Genomic DNA, 16642 nt, shown 5'->3' with positions numbered 1-16642 from the left:
AGCTTTGATTTTTAATCAAAGCTTTTTTATATTATTTTATCTTTTTAACTGCGTTTAATATCCATCCAGCTGTTTTTTGATTTGTCCAAAGTGGAAGACTGAATTCCATACAAAGAGTTGCCTCTTCTATACTTCCTTTTTCATAATAAAGTATTTCTCCATCACAAGCTTTTGCTCCACCATAAAGACATTCAATAACTTTAAAATTATGTTTTATAGCTTTTTTAAGCCATTTTCTAGCACCTTGTCTATCTCCAAGTGCTAATAAATATAGAACTCTTGCATATTTAAAGAATACTGAATCATCATCTTTAAATCTTTCAAATAATTCTTTTACATAAGCATATTCTTTAACAAGTAATGCTCTAAAAACAAGAGAATGTCTAACATTTTTAGTATCTGCTTCATTAAATTCTAAAAGTTCTTTTTCAAGGTTAAAGCTCTTATTAAAATCTCCTAATGCAAAAGCATAAGCTGAAAGAGTTGCTTGTACTGATAAGAAGAAATCTCCTTCTGCAGATACTCCAATATTACCATTATTTTCTTTAAAATATTCTTCACCTAAATTATTTTTAAGCATATTTAAGCATTCTTCAATTTCTTTTGCAGCTTCTTCTATATTTTCGTTTTCTAAAGCTTTATTGAATTTTTCAACAACTTCTATTTTTTCTTCTGAAGAATTATCTTTCTTTAAGAAATTACTATTTTTATCTGAAATTTTCCACTCTTCTGAATCTTTTTGAATTGAAAGAGCTTTTCTTATTTCACGTGACTTCGTTCCAATTGTACTTTCTGAAACACTAAAGAAGTCAGCTAGTTCATCCATGTGTATTCCTCTTTTTGATAGAGTATCATTTATAAAGAATATTGAATGAGCTATACCAGCAGCCCATGTCCCAGTTTTTCCTCTATTTAACGCTAAGTCTTCACAGTTTGCAGAAGCTTCAGTTAATTTTAAAAATTTCTCATTATATGAATCATCTAAAACTTTTGTTCCAAACTCTAATAACATATCGGTAATTTCTTTTACTCTTGATTCTAATTCTACAGGTATGTTTAAATCCTTAACCATGTAATCCTCCTAATGTTTTATTCGTTTAATTTTTCAATTAAACCACATTAAAATATTATACCGTAAATTCTAAAATTTTTCACTATCTAAATTAACGAATCAATTACTCCTTGAGTTCCTAATGTTATTATTCTCCATCCATCGCTATTTTTTTCCATTAAAAATACTATTTTTTTACTCTCATCTTTATATTTTCCTTTATCCTTATAATTATAATTTAAATCAACTGTAAATGAAGTATATTTTCCTTCTTCGCCTTTAAGTTTTTTATTTTTTTCATACTTTTCACAATATTGGCTATAAGTATCATTTTTTATATTCTCTATAGTTAAATTTTCTAAATCATCATATCCAATAAATAAATTTTTAACATCTTCTGGCTTCCATCCTTTAACCATATATTTTTCTATTTTCATTTCCTTTTTTTTATTAAAGTCTTTTATAAAGTTCTCTATAACACTTTTTGCTTTACCTTTTTCTAAAGAAGTTAATTCTTTTGTTGGAAAAATCATATTAAGAGAAATATACAATATTAATATCATACATATTAATATAATTCCTAAAAGAATTATATTTTTTTTAGTTAAATAAACTTTATAATCTTCTAACACATAAATCACCTCAATCAATTTATATTAAGATTTAAGTATTTATATGCTTTAATAATTGTAATATATAAAATAAAAAAGGCCTTAAACCTAAAATAGATATAAGACCTTTTAAAACTTTAACCTTTTCTAATATTTTCAGCATGTTCTAAATATGTATTTTGATTGTTATACTTCTTTTTGTTACTATCCATTTTTGCTTTTTGTTTTTCAGTTCCACTATAAGCTATTTTCTTTGACATAACTTAATCACTCCTTTCAGATTTGTTACTATTAGTTTGTACATGTGACAAGCTTTTATTCGTTGTAAATCTTTCTAAAATTTCTACTAATATTATATATTTATACTTTTTAAAACTTTTTCAAATTTTATACCTTCTCTAGTATCAAACTCTTCCTTTATACTTTCTTCTATTCCTTTTATAACAACATCTGTGGCCTTTTTTAATGCTTCACCAATTTCTATTCCATTTAATATTAAACTTATAAAAATAGATGTAAATATATCTCCTGTGCCACTAAATGAATAGTTATAATATTTTCCACTAGCTTGAAAGTACTCGTTACTTGATTTTTTATAACATAAATTTTTTATAATTCCATTTTCTTTAACTCCAGTAAGAAGGACTATATCAGGACCCATATCAGAAAGTTCATTTAAAATCTTTATTCCTTCATCATAATTTATATCTAAATCTAAAGGTCTATTAGTTAAAATTTTAGCTTCTGTTAAATTAGGAGTTATTATATTAGCATGTTTTATTAATTCTTTTATTTCATTACACATTTCATTTGTATATGTAGAGTATATTTTCCCATTATCCCCCATAACAGGATCTATTACTATAATAGATTCTTCATGTTTTTTTACAAAATCTTTTACTATATTTATTTGATTTAATGAACCCAAAAATCCACTATAAATACAATTAAATTTTCTATTTTCCATTTCCCAAATATTTATATATTCTTTTATATGTGGTGTAAAATCGAAAAAAGAAAAATTTTCAAATTCTGTTTGATTTGAAAGAATAGCCGTAACTATTGGATGTGGCTGAATTTCAAAATATGAGAATATAGGAATAGATGCCATAAGTGAACATTTTCCAACCCCTGATATATCATTTATAAGTACTATATTTTTATTCATATTTCCCCCAATATTTAATTTTATTAATTGATACATAGAATATTAACATAACAAATAAAAAAATCAAAGGTATCGATACATTTTCTGTATCATCTGTTACAGTTTTAAGATAAAAATTATATTATAATTAAGAAAACAATAAAAAATGAATACAAGTTATATAATAAATATATAACTTTATATTGGAGGTAATTTTATGGCTTGTGGATGCGGAAGCACAAATGGTGATGGAAAAAAAATATGTGATTTAGTAAGAAGCAAAGGCTTTGAGGCTATGCCAACAAAGGTTGAACATACAATAGAATGTACATGTGGAAAAGAATTTAAAATGACACAATTAGTTCAAGATTGTCCTCATTGTGGTATTACATATGCAGTTACACCATGTAGCTCAGACAAAAAAGAAAATATCGCTTCATGCGGTGAAAACTACTAAAAAAATAAACTCTTAGAAATTTTCTAAGAGTTTATTTTTTATTCTATTATAAAATCATCTTTATAATATAAACTTATATTTTTATTTTCTTTTGAGAAAAGTATTTTTTCAGCTAATTTTGGTTTTATTTCTCTATCTATAACTTTTACTATATCTCTTCCACCAAATTCTTGTATTTTAGCTTTTTCTAATATTCCTTCAATAAGACTATCTTTGCACATTATTAGATTAATATTTTTATTCTTTACTTTTTCTTCTAGTTTATTTAATTCTTTTATACAAATAAGTTTTCCTACTTCTTCATTTATACTATTAAATTTTATTATTTCATCTAATCTATTTCTAAATTCAGGAGAAAATACTCGTTTAACTTCTTCAAATACACTTTCACTTTTAATTTCACGCTCTAAAAATCCTACTAAAGGTTTTCCTATATCTCTTGCTCCTGCATTTGATGTCATTATTATAATTACATTTCTAAAGCTTACACGCTTTCCTTTATTATCTGTAAGACTTGCATAATCCATAACTTGAAGAAGTGTATCAAATACATCATTATGTGCTTTTTCTATTTCATCTAATAAAAGAACAGAATTAGGATTTTTAAAGATTGCATCTGTTAATAATCCACCTTCTTCATATCCAACATATCCTGGTGGTGTTCCTATAAGTTTAGCTGCTGAATGTTTTTCTCCATACTCACTCATATCAAATCTTAAAAGTTTTAAATTCATTTCTTCACTTAAAACTTTAGCTATTTCTGTTTTACCTACTCCTGTTTGACCAACAAATAAAAGTGATGCAACAGGTTTATTATGATCTTTAAGTCCTGCTTTAGACATATTTATAGATTTAACTAAATTTTCTATAGCTTCATCTTGACCATAAATCTTATTTTTTAGAGCATCTTTTAAACCTCTAACTCTTGTAAGCTCATCTTTTTCTACTACTTCTTTAGGAATTTGTACTATTTTAGAAACTGTATCTTCTATTTCTCTTTTAGTTATAGTTCCTATCTCTTCCTTCATTTGAGATAAAGCTCCAGCTTCATCAATAATATCTATTGCTTTATCAGGAAGAAATCTATCATTTATAAATTTATTTGTAAGATTTATAGCTTCTCTTAAAGCTTCATCTGTATACTTTACATTATGATAAGATTCAAATTTTTCTTTTAATCCTTTTAATATATTAAAAGTTTCCTCTTCTGAAGGTTCTTTTATTTCAATTGTTTGGAATCTTCTTTGAAGTGCTTTATCTTTATCAAAATATTTTTTATACTCATCAAAAGTAGTAGAGCCTATAAATCTTATATTTCCTTCTTGAAGATAAGGTTTAAATATATTAGACGCATCTAAAGAATTATTTCCTAATGCACCTGCTCCTACAATAGTATGAATTTCATCTATATAAACTATTGGATTTTCATATTTTTCTATATCTTTTAAAACACTTTTTATTCTCTCTTCAAAATCTCCTCTATATTTAGCACCTGCTATCATACCACCTATGTCAAGAGAAAATATCTTTGAGTTTAATAATTTTTCTGGAACATCTCCTTTTACTATTAAATTAGCTAGACCTCTAACTATAGATGTTTTCCCAACACCTGCTTCTCCTATATGTATTGGATTATTTTTATTTCTTCTTAAAAGAATTTGTATTGTTCTTTTAATTTCTTCGTCTCTACCTATAACAGGATCTAATTTTCCTTCTTTTGATTTACTCGTAAGTTCTATAGAAAATTTATCTATATTTCTCTTTTTAGACTTCTTAGTTTGGTAATCTTCTTCTTCCTCTTCTACATTTTCTATAAATTCTATATCTTCTTTATTATTTTCTATAAGAAACATAAGAATATCTCTCTTTTTAATTTCATTTTTCTCTAAAATATACTTAGCAAATGATTCTTGAAGATTATAAAATGCACTTATAATATGCTCAAGCCCTATACTGTCACATCCACTTCCTAATGCCATAGATGCAGCATAAGAAATTAACATATTAAATTGATAACTTTCTTTTGGACTTTCTTCTTCTGACTGAACAAAAGTTGCATTTTCTTTAATTTCCTCATAAATTTCATTTATCATTTCTTCTATATTTATTTCTTTTTCTATTAAAAACTCTTTTATTTTTTCAGTTTCTAATATAACTAAAAGAAGCATTTCAGGAGTAATATATTCATATTTATTTTCCTTTCCTTTTAAAAAAGCTTCTAAAATTATATCATTAACAATTCTATCTAAATTCATATCCTAACCTCTTCTACTGTCATTTTAAATGGGAAATCTTCTTTTTTAGCAAGTTCTAAAGCCATATTAACTTTAGTCATTGCTATATCATAACTATATGTTCCTGCAATTCCTCTTCCCTTATTATGAACATCTAACATTATTTTATTAGCTTCTAATTCAGACTTTTTAAATATATCTACTAAAACAAATACAACAAATTCCATTGTTGTAAAATCATCATTAAACATTATAGCATTATATTTCTTAGGTTTTTTTAATTTTATTTTTTCTATTTCCTGTATTTTTCCTTCCATTTAAAGACCTCCAAAATAGTATATACTCTATTATACTATATCTTTATTAACTCATCTTTCCTTTTAATTTTATCTTTCTTATAATATAAAAATACAAAATCGTTATAATTAAAGAAAAATAAGCTAAAATCGTACATTTAATTAAAGCTGATTCTATTGAATTTATATCTTCTCCTAAAAAATATCCTATTAATATAAGAGTTGTATTCCAAATTGTTATTCCAAGAAAAGAATATGATATATAAATAGAAAATTTCATTTTTTGAAGTCCTGCCCATATTGATATAAAATTTCTTGTCATTGGTAACACTCTACATATGACTACTGCTATTTTTCCATATTTATAGAACCATTTATCAATTTCTAATATTATCCCTTTTACTCCTATATATTTTTTATTTGATAAAGCTAATATTTTTCCTCTTCCATAATGCCCTATACAATAACCTATTGTAGATCCTAGTAGTCCACCTAATATACTAAAAAATATAACCTCCCAATACGTAAAGAATCTACTATACATCATTATACCTATAAATGGTAACAAAAGTTCACTTGATATAGGAAAAGCAGAATATTCTAATGTAACTATAATAAATATTCCTAATACTCCAAAGTTTCCAAAAAAGTATATTAATCCTCTTAATACTTCATCAAACAAAATACTACTCCTAACTTTAATTTTTATATTTATAGATATTCAAATTTTATATAATTATTCTTTTGTTTACAGTTTAATATTTTATAAGCTATATTTTTAACTTTATAATAAATATTCTCTATATTTAAAGCTCTATTTTATATATATAACATTTTTGAATTTTTTCCATTTTTATGAAGGAAAACAGGTTATTTACTCGAATATTATTATTAAGAAGTATAACTTATGAAAATTTATAGATTAACTTAAAGGGGTGTATTATTTATGGGACTTACTAAATTAAAAAGAATAAAAAATAACAGCAATGTTATTGAAAGAAAAATATTAGAACGTCTTTCAGAAAACAATGAAAACCTAAACACATTAATACATGAATCTATTGAGAATTTAGGATTTAATGTTAAAAAAGAATTTTTTTCAGAAGATATTCTAGTTGTTTTTGTTTATCTTGATATTCTAAAAGATCATGTACTAGGAAAAGATAAAGTATATAATAACTACCAAATAATATTAGACCACATAGAAAAAGTAGAGAATGCTTTAGATAATTTAAACGGAATTCCAAACAAAGAATTATTAGAATTTAGAGAATGGTTAGGTATTTCAAATAACTTCCACAATACTCTAATTTCTTTATAAAAAAATTAGGCTGTATAGTTTTTAATTCTATTTTTTTATACTTCTTAATAGAATTATTTAAACATTATACAGCCTTTTATAAAATTATTTCCTGGAAAATATTTACATATTTTCCCCTTTTAATATTTTTCCTAACTTATCTAAATCAATATTTTCACTAAAAATTTTATAGAACTCATCAAATCTTTTTTCCTTATATTCTTTAAATGATTGTTCTTCTAAATTTTTATTACTTGTTACTACACCGTGTCTTTCTTTTAATATTTTTAAAAGCCCTCTTCTAAATTCTTTACTTTCAAAAACACCATGCATAAATGTTCCAAATACATTTCCTTCTTTATTAGAAAGACCTATTACATTGTTTAATTTATCTACCATAAAAGCTTCTGCTCCTTCGAGCATATCACTATCTCCATTTATAACTTCATATCCATAAATTTTAGAATCTGATAAAGGCTTAAGAATATTATCCATATTACATATGTTTCCTTTTGCTATAGTAGTTTTATTTACAAATGTATAAGTTGTTTTTAGAGGAATAAGATTTAACCCCTTAAATTTAGCTCCTTTATTTTCTATGCTATAAAGGTCTTCTATCTCTTCACCTAACATTTGAAATCCACCACAGATTCCCATTATAGTCTTGCCATTCTCAGAAGCATTTATTATCTTTTCATATAAACCGCTTTCTTTTAAAAACTCTAAATCTTTAATTATATTTTTACTACCAGGAATAATTATAAAATCAGCTATATCAACTTGATTTGGCTTTTCTATAAGTAACATTTTTACTTCTTTTTCATCTTCAAATGAATAAAAATCTGATATATGTGATAAAAATGGTAGTTTTACTACACCTATTATTAAGTCTCTCTTTTTATCAAATCTATAGTTTTTACCATATTCTTCTTCCGTTAAAATATTTGTATTTATCTCTGGCATTACTCCTAAAAAAGGTACTTTTATTCTTTTTTCTAATTTAGATAATCCTTTTTTTAAATACTCTAAATCACCATTATATTTATTTACTATTATTCCTTTTATTCTTTTTTTATCTTCTTTTGTTATAAGTGAAAGATTTCCGTATATATTAGCAAAAGAATTATTATCCTCAAAATCACTTATTAATATAATATCTGATTGAACATTTTTACAAAATTTAAAATTTAAAAATTCCTCTTCTCTCTCTACATATTCTAAACATTCCCCAGAACCTTCTATTATTATAAAATCTTTTTTTTCTTTTAAATTATTAAAAGAATTATACATAAACTCCTCAAAATCAGCTCTTAACTCTTTATAATTAAACTCTTCTGTTTTTGCATAACTTTTACCATTTACATAAACTTTAGTTTTATTTTCTTTATTTTTATGTATAAATATTGGATTATTATCAACCGTTACTTCATTTCCAAAGCAATCACTTTTTAATTTTTCATTATATCCTATTTTCAAATCTTTATTTATTGAATACTCATTTTTACTAACTTCTAACCCTTTAAAGGCTTGTACATCTATATTATTGTTTTTTAAATATTTTCCTATGCATAAACTAATTAAAGTTTTTCCAACCCCATCTTTAGTCCCTAATATCGCAATTTTATCTTTCAAATCTATCATCTCCAAAGTAATATGTTATACTTTATTTTATCATCTATTTCTTTCTTATTGAAGTTTATAAAATAAATTTTATTTGTGAATTTAATTTATATTATATTATTAAACCTTTATTTTAGGTTTACATAATTTTTTATATGTTTAGAAATATAATTAATAATCTTAAGAATATATAATATTTTTATAAATTAAAAACTCCCTTAAATAGGGAGTTTTTTCTTATACATTTATTTCACTTTTTATTTCTACTGCTTCTTTATGTTTATTTATTATTGGATTTACATATTCATCTATAAACTCAACAACTTGACTTTCTGCTCTTCCTGTAAATAATTTTGGATCTATTATATCTAAAATTTCTTTTTCAGTTAATTTAAATGAATCATCAGCGATTATTCTCTTAATTAAATCATTATCAAGACCTTCACCTTTAACTCTCTTAGCTGCTTCCATTGAATGAATTCTTATTCTTTCATGAAGTTCTTGTCTATCTCCACCTCTTTTTACTGATTCCATCATTATATTCTCAGTAGCCATAAATGGAAGTTCATTATTTACATGAGCTCTTATTACTTTATCATAAACTACCATGTTTTCAGAAATATTTATATAAAGATTTAACACACCATCTAATGCTAAGAAGGCTTCTGCTACTGATATTCTCTTATTAGCAGAATCATCTAATGTTCTTTCAAACCATTGTGTTGAAGCTGTTATAGCTGGGTTTAAAGAATCCACGATAACATATCTAGCTAGAGCACCCATTCTTTCACTTCTCATTGGATTTCTCTTATATGCCATAGCAGATGAACCTATTTGATGCTTTTCAAAAGGCTCTTCCATTTCCTTCATACTTTGTAAAAGTCTTAAGTCATTACTAAATTTATATGCACTTTGTGCAACTTCTGATAATGTATTTAAAACTATTGAATCAAGCTTTCTTGGATAAGTTTGCCCTGTTACTCCATAACTTTTTTCAAATCCCATTTTTTTAGCAACAATTCTATCTAACTCTTTAACTTTTTCCTCATCACCTTCAAAAAGATTCATAAAGCTAGCTTGAGTTCCTGTAGTTCCTTTTACTCCTCTTAATTTTAAAGTAGATAATACAAATTCTATATTTTCTATATCCATAACTAAATCTTGCATCCAAAGAGTAGCTCTTTTTCCTACAGTTGTTAATTGTGCAGGTTGGAAATGTGTAAATCCTAAAGTAGGCATTCCTTTATACTCCATAGCAAAACGGCTTAATCTATCTAAAACTGTAACAATTTTATCTCTAACTAATTCTAAAGCATCTCTTAAAATAATTACATCAGTATTATCTCCTACATAACAACTTGTAGCGCCTAAATGTATTATTCCTTTAGCTTTAGGACATTGAAGTCCATATGCATAAACATGACTCATTACATCATGTCTTACTTCTTTTTCTTTTTTTATTGCTTCATCATAATTTATATTATTTATATTCGCTCTTAGCTCATCTAACTGCTCTTCAGTTATATTTAACCCAAGTTCTTTTTCTCCTTCTGCTAAAGCCACCCAAAGCTTTCTCCATGTTGAGAATTTCATGTCATCAGAAAATATGTAGCTCATTTCCTTTAATGCATATCTTGTGTTAAGTGGTGTATTATAAATATTTCTCATTCTATACCTCCATACGAATATATTTTTTACTTTTTATATTTTCATTCGTATTATAACATACTTTTCTATTTTTTTCACTCTTTTTGAAAAACTCATTCATTATTATTTTATATTATATTATTAGTTTTAATCTTTAATTTATTTATATACATTAAAAAAGACTCCCATTGGAGTCCTTTTAATTAGTCTTCTAAAGTTTCTATTAATTTTGCTATTTCTTCAACAGCTAAAGCTTCGTCATCTCCTGAAGCCATAACAGTTACAGTTGAATTTGCAGTAACTGCTAATGATAAAACTCCAATTAAGCTTTTAACGTTAGCTTTTTTACCATTGAACTCTATGCTTACATCTGATTTAAAAGATGAAGCCTTTTTAACTAATAACGTTGCTGGTCTAGCATGTAAACCAGTAGCATTTTTTACTAAAACCTCTTTAGATACCATGCAAATACACCTCTTTACTTATTATTCGTTAATCTCTATTAACTTCTTCATTATAAACTTTTTTAATTATAATTTCAACCATTCATAATATATTTTATTACATTATATCGATACCTTTTCCACTATTGGAACTCTTATCTAGGTTGTACAATTAATTTAATTGCAGTTCTTTCTTCTCCATCAATTTCTATATCTGTGAAAGCAGGTATACAAATTATATCTTTACCTGTTGGCGCTACAAATCCTCTTGCAATAGCAATTGCCTTAATTGCTTGGTTTATTGCTCCAGCTCCCACCGCCTGTATTTCTACAGAATTTTTTTCCTTTATTATAGCTGCTAAAGCTCCTGCTACTGAATTTGGACTTGATTTTGTTGATACCTTTAATACTTCCATTCTGTCTTCCTCCCTAGTTTTACAAATCGTTTACAATTATTTTTATAACCATCTAATGGCATATTATATATATTCTACATTAAATTATAAATTCCTTTATTTTTCTACAATTTTTTGAATTATTTTTTCTATATTATTCTAATTTTTATTTTTATTTTAATATAATACACCCTTTCATTCAACTGTAAGTATATTATTTACAGTTTTCAACTTATAATTATCATATTTATCTATACATATCTCTCTTTAAATAGAAATATTAATCAACGTAAATTCAAATTTAATTTTATTATTGCTTCTTATTTTTAATTAAACTTTTCATTATCATTTATTTAATAATAATAAATTAATTAGAATATCATTTATTATTTTAATTTCAATTTATTTTTATATGTAAATATAAAAAAGCTTCATCTAATATAAGATGAAGCTTCTAATTTTATTTCGCAAAATCAATAGCTCTAGTTTCCCTAATTACACTGATTTTAATTTGTCCTGGGTATTCTAGTTGTTCTTCGACACTCTTAACTATATTACGTGAAAGTTCTATAGCCCCAGCATCGTCAATTTGATCTGGTTTAACCATAATTCTAATCTCTCTACCAGCTTGAATGGCATATGACTTTTCTACACCTTCATATGAGTTAGCTATTTCTTCTAACTTTTCTAATCTCTTAATATATGCCTCTAATGTTTCTCTTCTTGCTCCTGGTCTTGCTGCAGATATAGCATCAGCTGCTTGAACTAATACCGCTTCTAATGATTGCATTTCAACATCTCCATGATGAGCAGAAATAGCATTAACTACTAATTCTGATTCGCCGTATTTCTTAGCTAAATCTCCACCTATTAATGCGTGTGGACCTTCTTGCTCTTGATCTACAGCTTTACCAATATCATGTAGTAATCCTGCTCTTCTAGCTAGAGTAACATCTAAACCTAATTCTGAAGCCATTAATCCAGCTAAATATGAAACTTCTACAGAATGCTTTAACACATTTTGTCCATAGCTAGTTCTATATTTTAATCTTCCAAGTAGTTTTGTAATCTCTGGGTGAAGACCATGAACAGATGTTTCTAATGTAGCCTGTTCTCCTTCTTCTTTTATGTTGTTTTCAACTTCTTTTTGAGCTTTTAAAACCATCTCTTCGATTCTTGCTGGATGTATTCTACCATCCACTATTAACTTTTCAAGTGCTATTCTAGCAACTTCTCTCCTAATTGGATCAAAGCTTGATAAAATAACTGCTTCTGGAGTATCATCTATTATTAAGTCTACCCCTGTTAAAGTTTCTAAAGTCCTAATGTTTCTTCCTTCTCTACCTATTATTCTACCCTTCATTTCATCATTTGGTAGCGCAACAACATGAACAGTTGTTTCTGAAACATGATCAGCAGCACATCTTTGAATAGCAGTAGTTATAATTTCACGGGCCTTCTTATCAGCCTCTTCTTTAGCTCTGCTTTCAATATCTTTAATCATTATAGCTGCATCGTGTGATATTTCTTTCTTGATTTCACTTAGAAGAATTTCTCTTGCTTCTTCACTTGAAAGATTAGAAACTCTTTCAAGTTCTTCTCTTCTCTTTGAATAAAGTTCCTTAGCTTCTTCTTCTAGCTTTTCAATTTCTATCACTCTTTTATTAAGTGTTTCTTCTCTCTTTTCTAAAAGATCATTCTTTTTATCTAGAGATTCTTCTCTTTGAATTAATCTTCTCTCAAGTCTTTGAATTTCATTTCTTCTCTCACGAGAATCTTTTTCTAATTCATTTCTTAATTTATGAGCCTCTTCTTTCGCCTCTAAAATGGCTTCTTTCTTTTTAGATTCAGCTTCTCTTTTGGCATTTTCTAAAAGCATTTCTGCTTCTTTTTCTAGAGCCTCAATTTTATTTTTTGATTTTGTTTGAATTGTTTTATATACTACTACTGCTAATATCAGTAGTACTACTATATATCCAATAATACCTAGTGTCATCTAATAACACCTCCTAAGCTTTTATTTTTTTGTGTTAGCATAGTTGGTGTCATATTCATTCACGGTTATTCTTGAATATGATAAACCAGTATTTGTTATTATTGTATATTAAAATTAAAATTATGTCAAGTTAAGCGATATAAAGCATTAATAGGATAATTATCTCTATCAATCTCTATTTTCCTCTCTTTTTCAATTTTATTTTTAAATACTCTTTTTTATTATTTTTATAAAAAAGAGGGGACATTTTGTCCCCTCTAAAATATACTATTTATCTTCTTTTTCTTCATTTGAAACTGCTACTTCTAATTTTGCTTCCATTTTTGGTAAATTGTATTTTTCTCTTATTGTATTTTCAATTTCTAATGCAGTTTCTGGATTTTCTTTTAAGTATGCTTTTGCATTTTCTCTTCCTTGGCCTAGTCTTATATCCCCATATGAGAACCAAGCTCCACTTTTTTGAACTATTCCTTCTTTAACTCCTACATCAACGATATTTCCTTCTCTTGAAATACCTTCATTATACATTATATCGAATTCTGCTTGTCTAAATGGAGGAGCTACCTTATTTTTTATAACTTTAATTCTTGTTCTGTTACCTACTATTCCTTCACCTTGTTTTATAGAATCTATTCTTCTAACATCCATTCTTACAGAAGCATAGAATTTTAATGCTCTTCCTCCTGGTGTAGTTTCAGGGTTACCAAACATTACTCCAACTTTTTCTCTAAGCTGATTTATAAATATAGCTACACAGTTAGTTTTATTTATTGTTCCAGCAAGTTTTCTTAAAGCTTGTGACATAAGTCTTGCTTGTAAACCTACGTGAGAATCTCCCATTTCACCTTCTATTTCTGCTCTTGGAACAAGTGCTGCAACCGAGTCGATAACTATTGTATCAATTGCGCCTGATCTAACTAATGCTTCTGTAATCTCTAATGCTTGTTCTCCTGTATCTGGTTGAGAAACTATAAGATTTTCCGTATCAACTCCTAAGTTTCTAGCATATGAAGGATCTAAAGCATGCTCTGCATCTATAAATGCAACTGCTCCACCTTTTTTTTGTGTTTCTGCTACTATGTGAAGAGCTACAGTTGTTTTACCTGAACTTTCTGGTCCGTATATTTCTATTATTCTTCCTTTTGGAACTCCGCCAATTCCTAATGCTATATCAAGATCTAAGCATCCTGTAGAAACTGATTCTATATCTAATGATGCTTTTTCACCAAGCTTCATTACTGCACCTTTACCAAATTGCTTTTCTATTTGTCCCATTGCTGATTCTATAGCTTTTAATTTATTAACATCTATATTACTCATAATACACATTCCCTCCTGTACGAACTTACGTTCTTATATATTTAGTATATATTATACACTTAATATAGTCAACATTTTTTATATAAAATATACATAAGTTTTTTACTTTTATTACATTTAATGTAATTTGTTAATTAGATAAAAATAAGAGGGAAATTAACCCCTCTTATTTTTAAATTATTTATTTGTTGATATTACACCTTTATTTTTTCTAAAATAGTCCCAACCTGAAACAACTGTTATTATAACAGCAATATTCATCATTATTGTTGGTAATGAAGTAAACACATATTCTAATACCTTACTATTTGCAACCATTTTTATAAGAGTAGTAGATGTACTTATATTTACTTCTATTAATAGTAATATTATAGCTATTATTTGTATTACTGTTTTTATTTTTCCCCACCAGCTTGCGGCAATTATCTTTCCTTCTGATGCTGCTAATGTTCTAAGTCCTGAAACAGCAAATTCTCTAGCTATAATAATTATAGCTGCCCATCCTTGAACTAATCCTAATTCAACTAATGATATTAATGCTGCAGTTACTAGTAATTTATCAGCTAGTGGATCCATAAACTTTCCAAAATTAGTTATTTGATTTCTACTTCTTGCTATGTATCCATCTAACTTATCTGTTAATGATGCAAGAATAAATATGAAAGTTGCAATAAAAGTTCCATATGGTATACCTTTAGCTATTATAAATACTAGGAATATCGGAACTAATAATATTCTTATTAGTGTTAATTTATTTGCAAGATTCACATATACCAACTCCTATTAGATCGTATTTAGCATTTTCTTCTATTTTCACTTTTACGAAATCTCCTTTTTTAACTTCTTCACATCCTTTTTTAAAGAATACATTTCCATCAATTTCAGGAGCCATTTCGTAATTTCTACCATAATAATATTCTCCATTCTTTCCTTCAACAAGAATATCATAAATTTTTCCTATTTTCAATAAGTTAATTTTTTCTGAAATTTCTCCTTGTAAAAGCATAAGCTCTTCTTCTCTAGCTTTTTTAACTTCTTCGTCTACCTGCCCTTCCATAATTGCAGCTGGTGTTCCTTCTTCTCTGGAATAACTAAATACTCCTACTTTATCTAATTTCTTATCTTCTAGGAATTCTTTTAACTCATTAAATTCTTTTTCACTTTCATTTGGGAATCCAACAATAAGAGATGTTCTTAGTACAATTCCCTCTACTCTATTTCTTAAAAGATCTATTTTATCTAATATATCTTTTTTAGTAGTTTTTCTTCCCATAAGCTTAAGTATTTTATCACTTATATGTTGTATTGGTAAATCTAAATATTTAACTACTTTATCATTTTCGCTTATTTCTGTAATTAACTCATCATAAATTTCTTCTGGATAGCAATATAAAACTCTAATCCATTTTAAGTCTTCTATTTTAGATAATTCTCTTAAAAGTTCATGTAAATTTTTCTTACCATATATATCACTTCCATACATAGTTGTATCTTGAGCTATAAGAATTATTTCTTTTGTTCCATTTTTTACAAGAGTCTTTGCTTCCTCAATTATATTTTCCATTTTTCTACTTCTAAATTTACCTCTTATTTTAGGTATTATGCAATAAGTACAAAAATTATTACAACCTTCAGCTATTCTTATATATGCTGTACTTTTATCTGTAGTTAAAAGTCTTATTCCTTCATTTATATTTTCATCAGAATAATTTACCTTTGAAACTATCTCATTGTTATCTATAAAATCTAGGATTAATTTATCTATTTTTTCATAATCATTAACTCCTAGCATTATATCTATTTCAGGCATTAAGTCTTGTAGCTCTTTTCCATATCTTTGTGTTAAACATCCTGTTGCTATAAGAAGCTTACATTTATATTCAGTTTTATATCTTGCCATTTCTAAAATTGTATTTATTGATTCTTGCTTTGCTTTTTCTATGAAGCCACATGTATTAACAATTATTATGTCTGCTTCCTTTGGATTGTTTGTTATAGTGTAAGTTTTATTCATTACTCCTAACATTATTTCAGAGTCCACTCTATTTTTATCACAACCTAAACTTACCATTCCTACTTTATAATTTGCCAAAACTAATTTCCTCCTGTGTTTCAATCGCTTATT

At 26.4% G+C, this 16642-nt stretch carries 17 protein-coding genes; 2 read left to right on the top strand and 15 right to left on the bottom strand.

Translation table 11 applies throughout. The annotated features are described in order from the left end of the window. Window positions 1–31: 31 nt before the first annotated feature. The 4 genes from HMPREF1092_RS05095 to HMPREF1092_RS05085 all read right to left on the bottom strand — a co-directional run bounded on the left by HMPREF1092_RS05095 (window position 32) and on the right by HMPREF1092_RS05085 (window position 2830). A complete protein-coding gene (locus HMPREF1092_RS05095; RefSeq protein WP_002597558.1) occupies window positions 32–1072 on the bottom strand; it encodes a DUF6398 domain-containing protein in 1041 nt (346 codons plus the stop codon). Between the two features lie 86 nt (window positions 1073–1158). Next, window positions 1159–1683, bottom strand: coding sequence for a hypothetical protein (locus tag HMPREF1092_RS05090; RefSeq protein WP_002597557.1), 525 nt, complete (start codon window positions 1681–1683; stop codon window positions 1159–1161). 116 nt (window positions 1684–1799) lie between these two features. Further along, a complete protein-coding gene (locus HMPREF1092_RS17640; RefSeq protein WP_002597556.1) occupies window positions 1800–1922 on the bottom strand; it encodes a hypothetical protein in 123 nt (40 codons plus the stop codon). Between the two features lie 92 nt (window positions 1923–2014). Continuing rightward, the gene (locus HMPREF1092_RS05085; protein WP_002597555.1) at window positions 2015–2830 is read right to left on the bottom strand and encodes a pyridoxamine kinase; all 816 of its coding nucleotides are present in this window, start codon (window positions 2828–2830) and stop codon (window positions 2015–2017) included. A gap of 196 nt (window positions 2831–3026) precedes the next feature. Between HMPREF1092_RS05085 and HMPREF1092_RS05080 the strand changes: the two genes are divergently transcribed. Continuing rightward, window positions 3027–3266 carry a hypothetical protein gene (locus HMPREF1092_RS05080; RefSeq protein WP_002597554.1) on the top strand — a complete coding sequence of 80 codons (240 nt, stop codon included), beginning with the start codon at window positions 3027–3029 and terminating at the stop codon, window positions 3264–3266. 38 nt (window positions 3267–3304) lie between these two features. On the opposite strand, the gene HMPREF1092_RS05075 is transcribed toward HMPREF1092_RS05080, so the two are convergent. The 3 genes from HMPREF1092_RS05075 to HMPREF1092_RS05065 are packed head-to-tail and all read right to left on the bottom strand — an operon-like array spanning window position 3305 to window position 6478. Next, a complete protein-coding gene (locus HMPREF1092_RS05075) occupies window positions 3305–5521 on the bottom strand; it encodes an AAA family ATPase (protein ID WP_002597553.1) in 2217 nt (738 codons plus the stop codon). Further along, the gene (locus tag HMPREF1092_RS05070; RefSeq protein ID WP_002597552.1) at window positions 5518–5817 is read right to left on the bottom strand and encodes an ATP-dependent Clp protease adaptor ClpS; all 300 of its coding nucleotides are present in this window, start codon (window positions 5815–5817) and stop codon (window positions 5518–5520) included. Before HMPREF1092_RS05070 ends, HMPREF1092_RS05075 begins: the two co-directional genes overlap by 4 nt. A gap of 46 nt (window positions 5818–5863) precedes the next feature. Further along, the gene (locus tag HMPREF1092_RS05065; protein WP_002597551.1) at window positions 5864–6478 is read right to left on the bottom strand and encodes a DedA family protein; all 615 of its coding nucleotides are present in this window, start codon (window positions 6476–6478) and stop codon (window positions 5864–5866) included. A gap of 264 nt (window positions 6479–6742) precedes the next feature. On the opposite strand from HMPREF1092_RS05065, the gene HMPREF1092_RS05060 reads away from it, so the two are divergent. Beyond that, window positions 6743–7117, top strand: coding sequence for a hypothetical protein (locus HMPREF1092_RS05060; RefSeq protein ID WP_002597550.1), 375 nt, complete (start codon window positions 6743–6745; stop codon window positions 7115–7117). A 102-nt stretch (window positions 7118–7219) separates the two neighbouring features. Here the strand turns inward: HMPREF1092_RS05060 and HMPREF1092_RS05055 are convergent, their stop codons facing one another. The 8 genes from HMPREF1092_RS05055 to rimO form a co-directional block, all read right to left on the bottom strand. After that, a complete protein-coding gene (locus HMPREF1092_RS05055) occupies window positions 7220–8728 on the bottom strand; it encodes a cobyric acid synthase (protein ID WP_002597549.1) in 1509 nt (502 codons plus the stop codon). 225 nt (window positions 8729–8953) lie between these two features. Further along, a complete protein-coding gene (purB, locus tag HMPREF1092_RS05050; RefSeq protein WP_002597548.1) occupies window positions 8954–10384 on the bottom strand; it encodes an adenylosuccinate lyase in 1431 nt (476 codons plus the stop codon). 182 nt (window positions 10385–10566) lie between these two features. Then, window positions 10567–10827, bottom strand: coding sequence for an HPr family phosphocarrier protein (locus HMPREF1092_RS05045; protein WP_002597547.1), 261 nt, complete (start codon window positions 10825–10827; stop codon window positions 10567–10569). 134 nt (window positions 10828–10961) lie between these two features. Then, window positions 10962–11222, bottom strand: coding sequence for a stage V sporulation protein S (locus tag HMPREF1092_RS05040; protein WP_002597546.1), 261 nt, complete (start codon window positions 11220–11222; stop codon window positions 10962–10964). A gap of 439 nt (window positions 11223–11661) precedes the next feature. Then, a complete protein-coding gene (gene rny, locus HMPREF1092_RS05035; protein ID WP_002597545.1) occupies window positions 11662–13197 on the bottom strand; it encodes a ribonuclease Y in 1536 nt (511 codons plus the stop codon). Between the two features lie 267 nt (window positions 13198–13464). Beyond that, window positions 13465–14517, bottom strand: a complete 1053-nt coding sequence (gene recA, locus HMPREF1092_RS05030; protein ID WP_002597544.1) for a recombinase RecA — start codon at window positions 14515–14517, stop codon at window positions 13465–13467. A gap of 177 nt (window positions 14518–14694) precedes the next feature. Continuing rightward, the gene (gene pgsA / locus HMPREF1092_RS05025; protein WP_002597543.1) at window positions 14695–15285 is read right to left on the bottom strand and encodes a CDP-diacylglycerol--glycerol-3-phosphate 3-phosphatidyltransferase; all 591 of its coding nucleotides are present in this window, start codon (window positions 15283–15285) and stop codon (window positions 14695–14697) included. Beyond that, window positions 15269–16609, bottom strand: a complete 1341-nt coding sequence (gene rimO, locus HMPREF1092_RS05020) for a 30S ribosomal protein S12 methylthiotransferase RimO (protein ID WP_002597542.1) — start codon at window positions 16607–16609, stop codon at window positions 15269–15271. Before rimO ends, pgsA begins: the two co-directional genes overlap by 17 nt. Window positions 16610–16642: the final 33 nt, after the last annotated feature.

Origin of the sequence: Clostridium thermobutyricum (assembly GCF_000371465.1) — a bacterium.
Classification (GTDB): domain Bacteria; phylum Bacillota; class Clostridia; order Clostridiales; family Clostridiaceae; genus Clostridium; species Clostridium thermobutyricum.
The sequence above is the reverse complement of the archived record's forward strand: the minus strand, read 5'-3'. Positions and strand labels throughout refer to the sequence as shown.

Bases quoted from the DNA above. Each gene is read 5' to 3' on its own strand.
- HMPREF1092_RS05040 (WP_002597546.1), bottom strand. From the start codon at position 11,222: ATGGAAGTATTAAAGGTATCAACAAAATCAAGTCCAAATTCAGTAGCA.
- HMPREF1092_RS05085 (WP_002597555.1), bottom strand. From the start codon at position 2,830: ATGAATAAAAATATAGTACTTATAAATGATATATCAGGGGTTGGAAAA.
- HMPREF1092_RS05095 (WP_002597558.1), bottom strand. From the start codon at position 1,072: ATGGTTAAGGATTTAAACATACCTGTAGAATTAGAATCAAGAGTAAAA.
- rny (WP_002597545.1), bottom strand. From the start codon at position 13,197: ATGACACTAGGTATTATTGGATATATAGTAGTACTACTGATATTAGCA.
- recA (WP_002597544.1), bottom strand. From the start codon at position 14,517: ATGAGTAATATAGATGTTAATAAATTAAAAGCTATAGAATCAGCAATG.
- purB (WP_002597548.1), bottom strand. From the start codon at position 10,384: ATGAGAAATATTTATAATACACCACTTAACACAAGATATGCATTAAAG.
- HMPREF1092_RS05080 (WP_002597554.1), top strand. From the start codon at position 3,027: ATGGCTTGTGGATGCGGAAGCACAAATGGTGATGGAAAAAAAATATGT.
- HMPREF1092_RS05075 (WP_002597553.1), bottom strand. From the start codon at position 5,521: ATGAATTTAGATAGAATTGTTAATGATATAATTTTAGAAGCTTTTTTA.
- HMPREF1092_RS17640 (WP_002597556.1), bottom strand. From the start codon at position 1,922: ATGTCAAAGAAAATAGCTTATAGTGGAACTGAAAAACAAAAAGCAAAA.
- HMPREF1092_RS05070 (WP_002597552.1), bottom strand. From the start codon at position 5,817: ATGGAAGGAAAAATACAGGAAATAGAAAAAATAAAATTAAAAAAACCT.
- HMPREF1092_RS05045 (WP_002597547.1), bottom strand. From the start codon at position 10,827: ATGGTATCTAAAGAGGTTTTAGTAAAAAATGCTACTGGTTTACATGCT.
- HMPREF1092_RS05060 (WP_002597550.1), top strand. From the start codon at position 6,743: ATGGGACTTACTAAATTAAAAAGAATAAAAAATAACAGCAATGTTATT.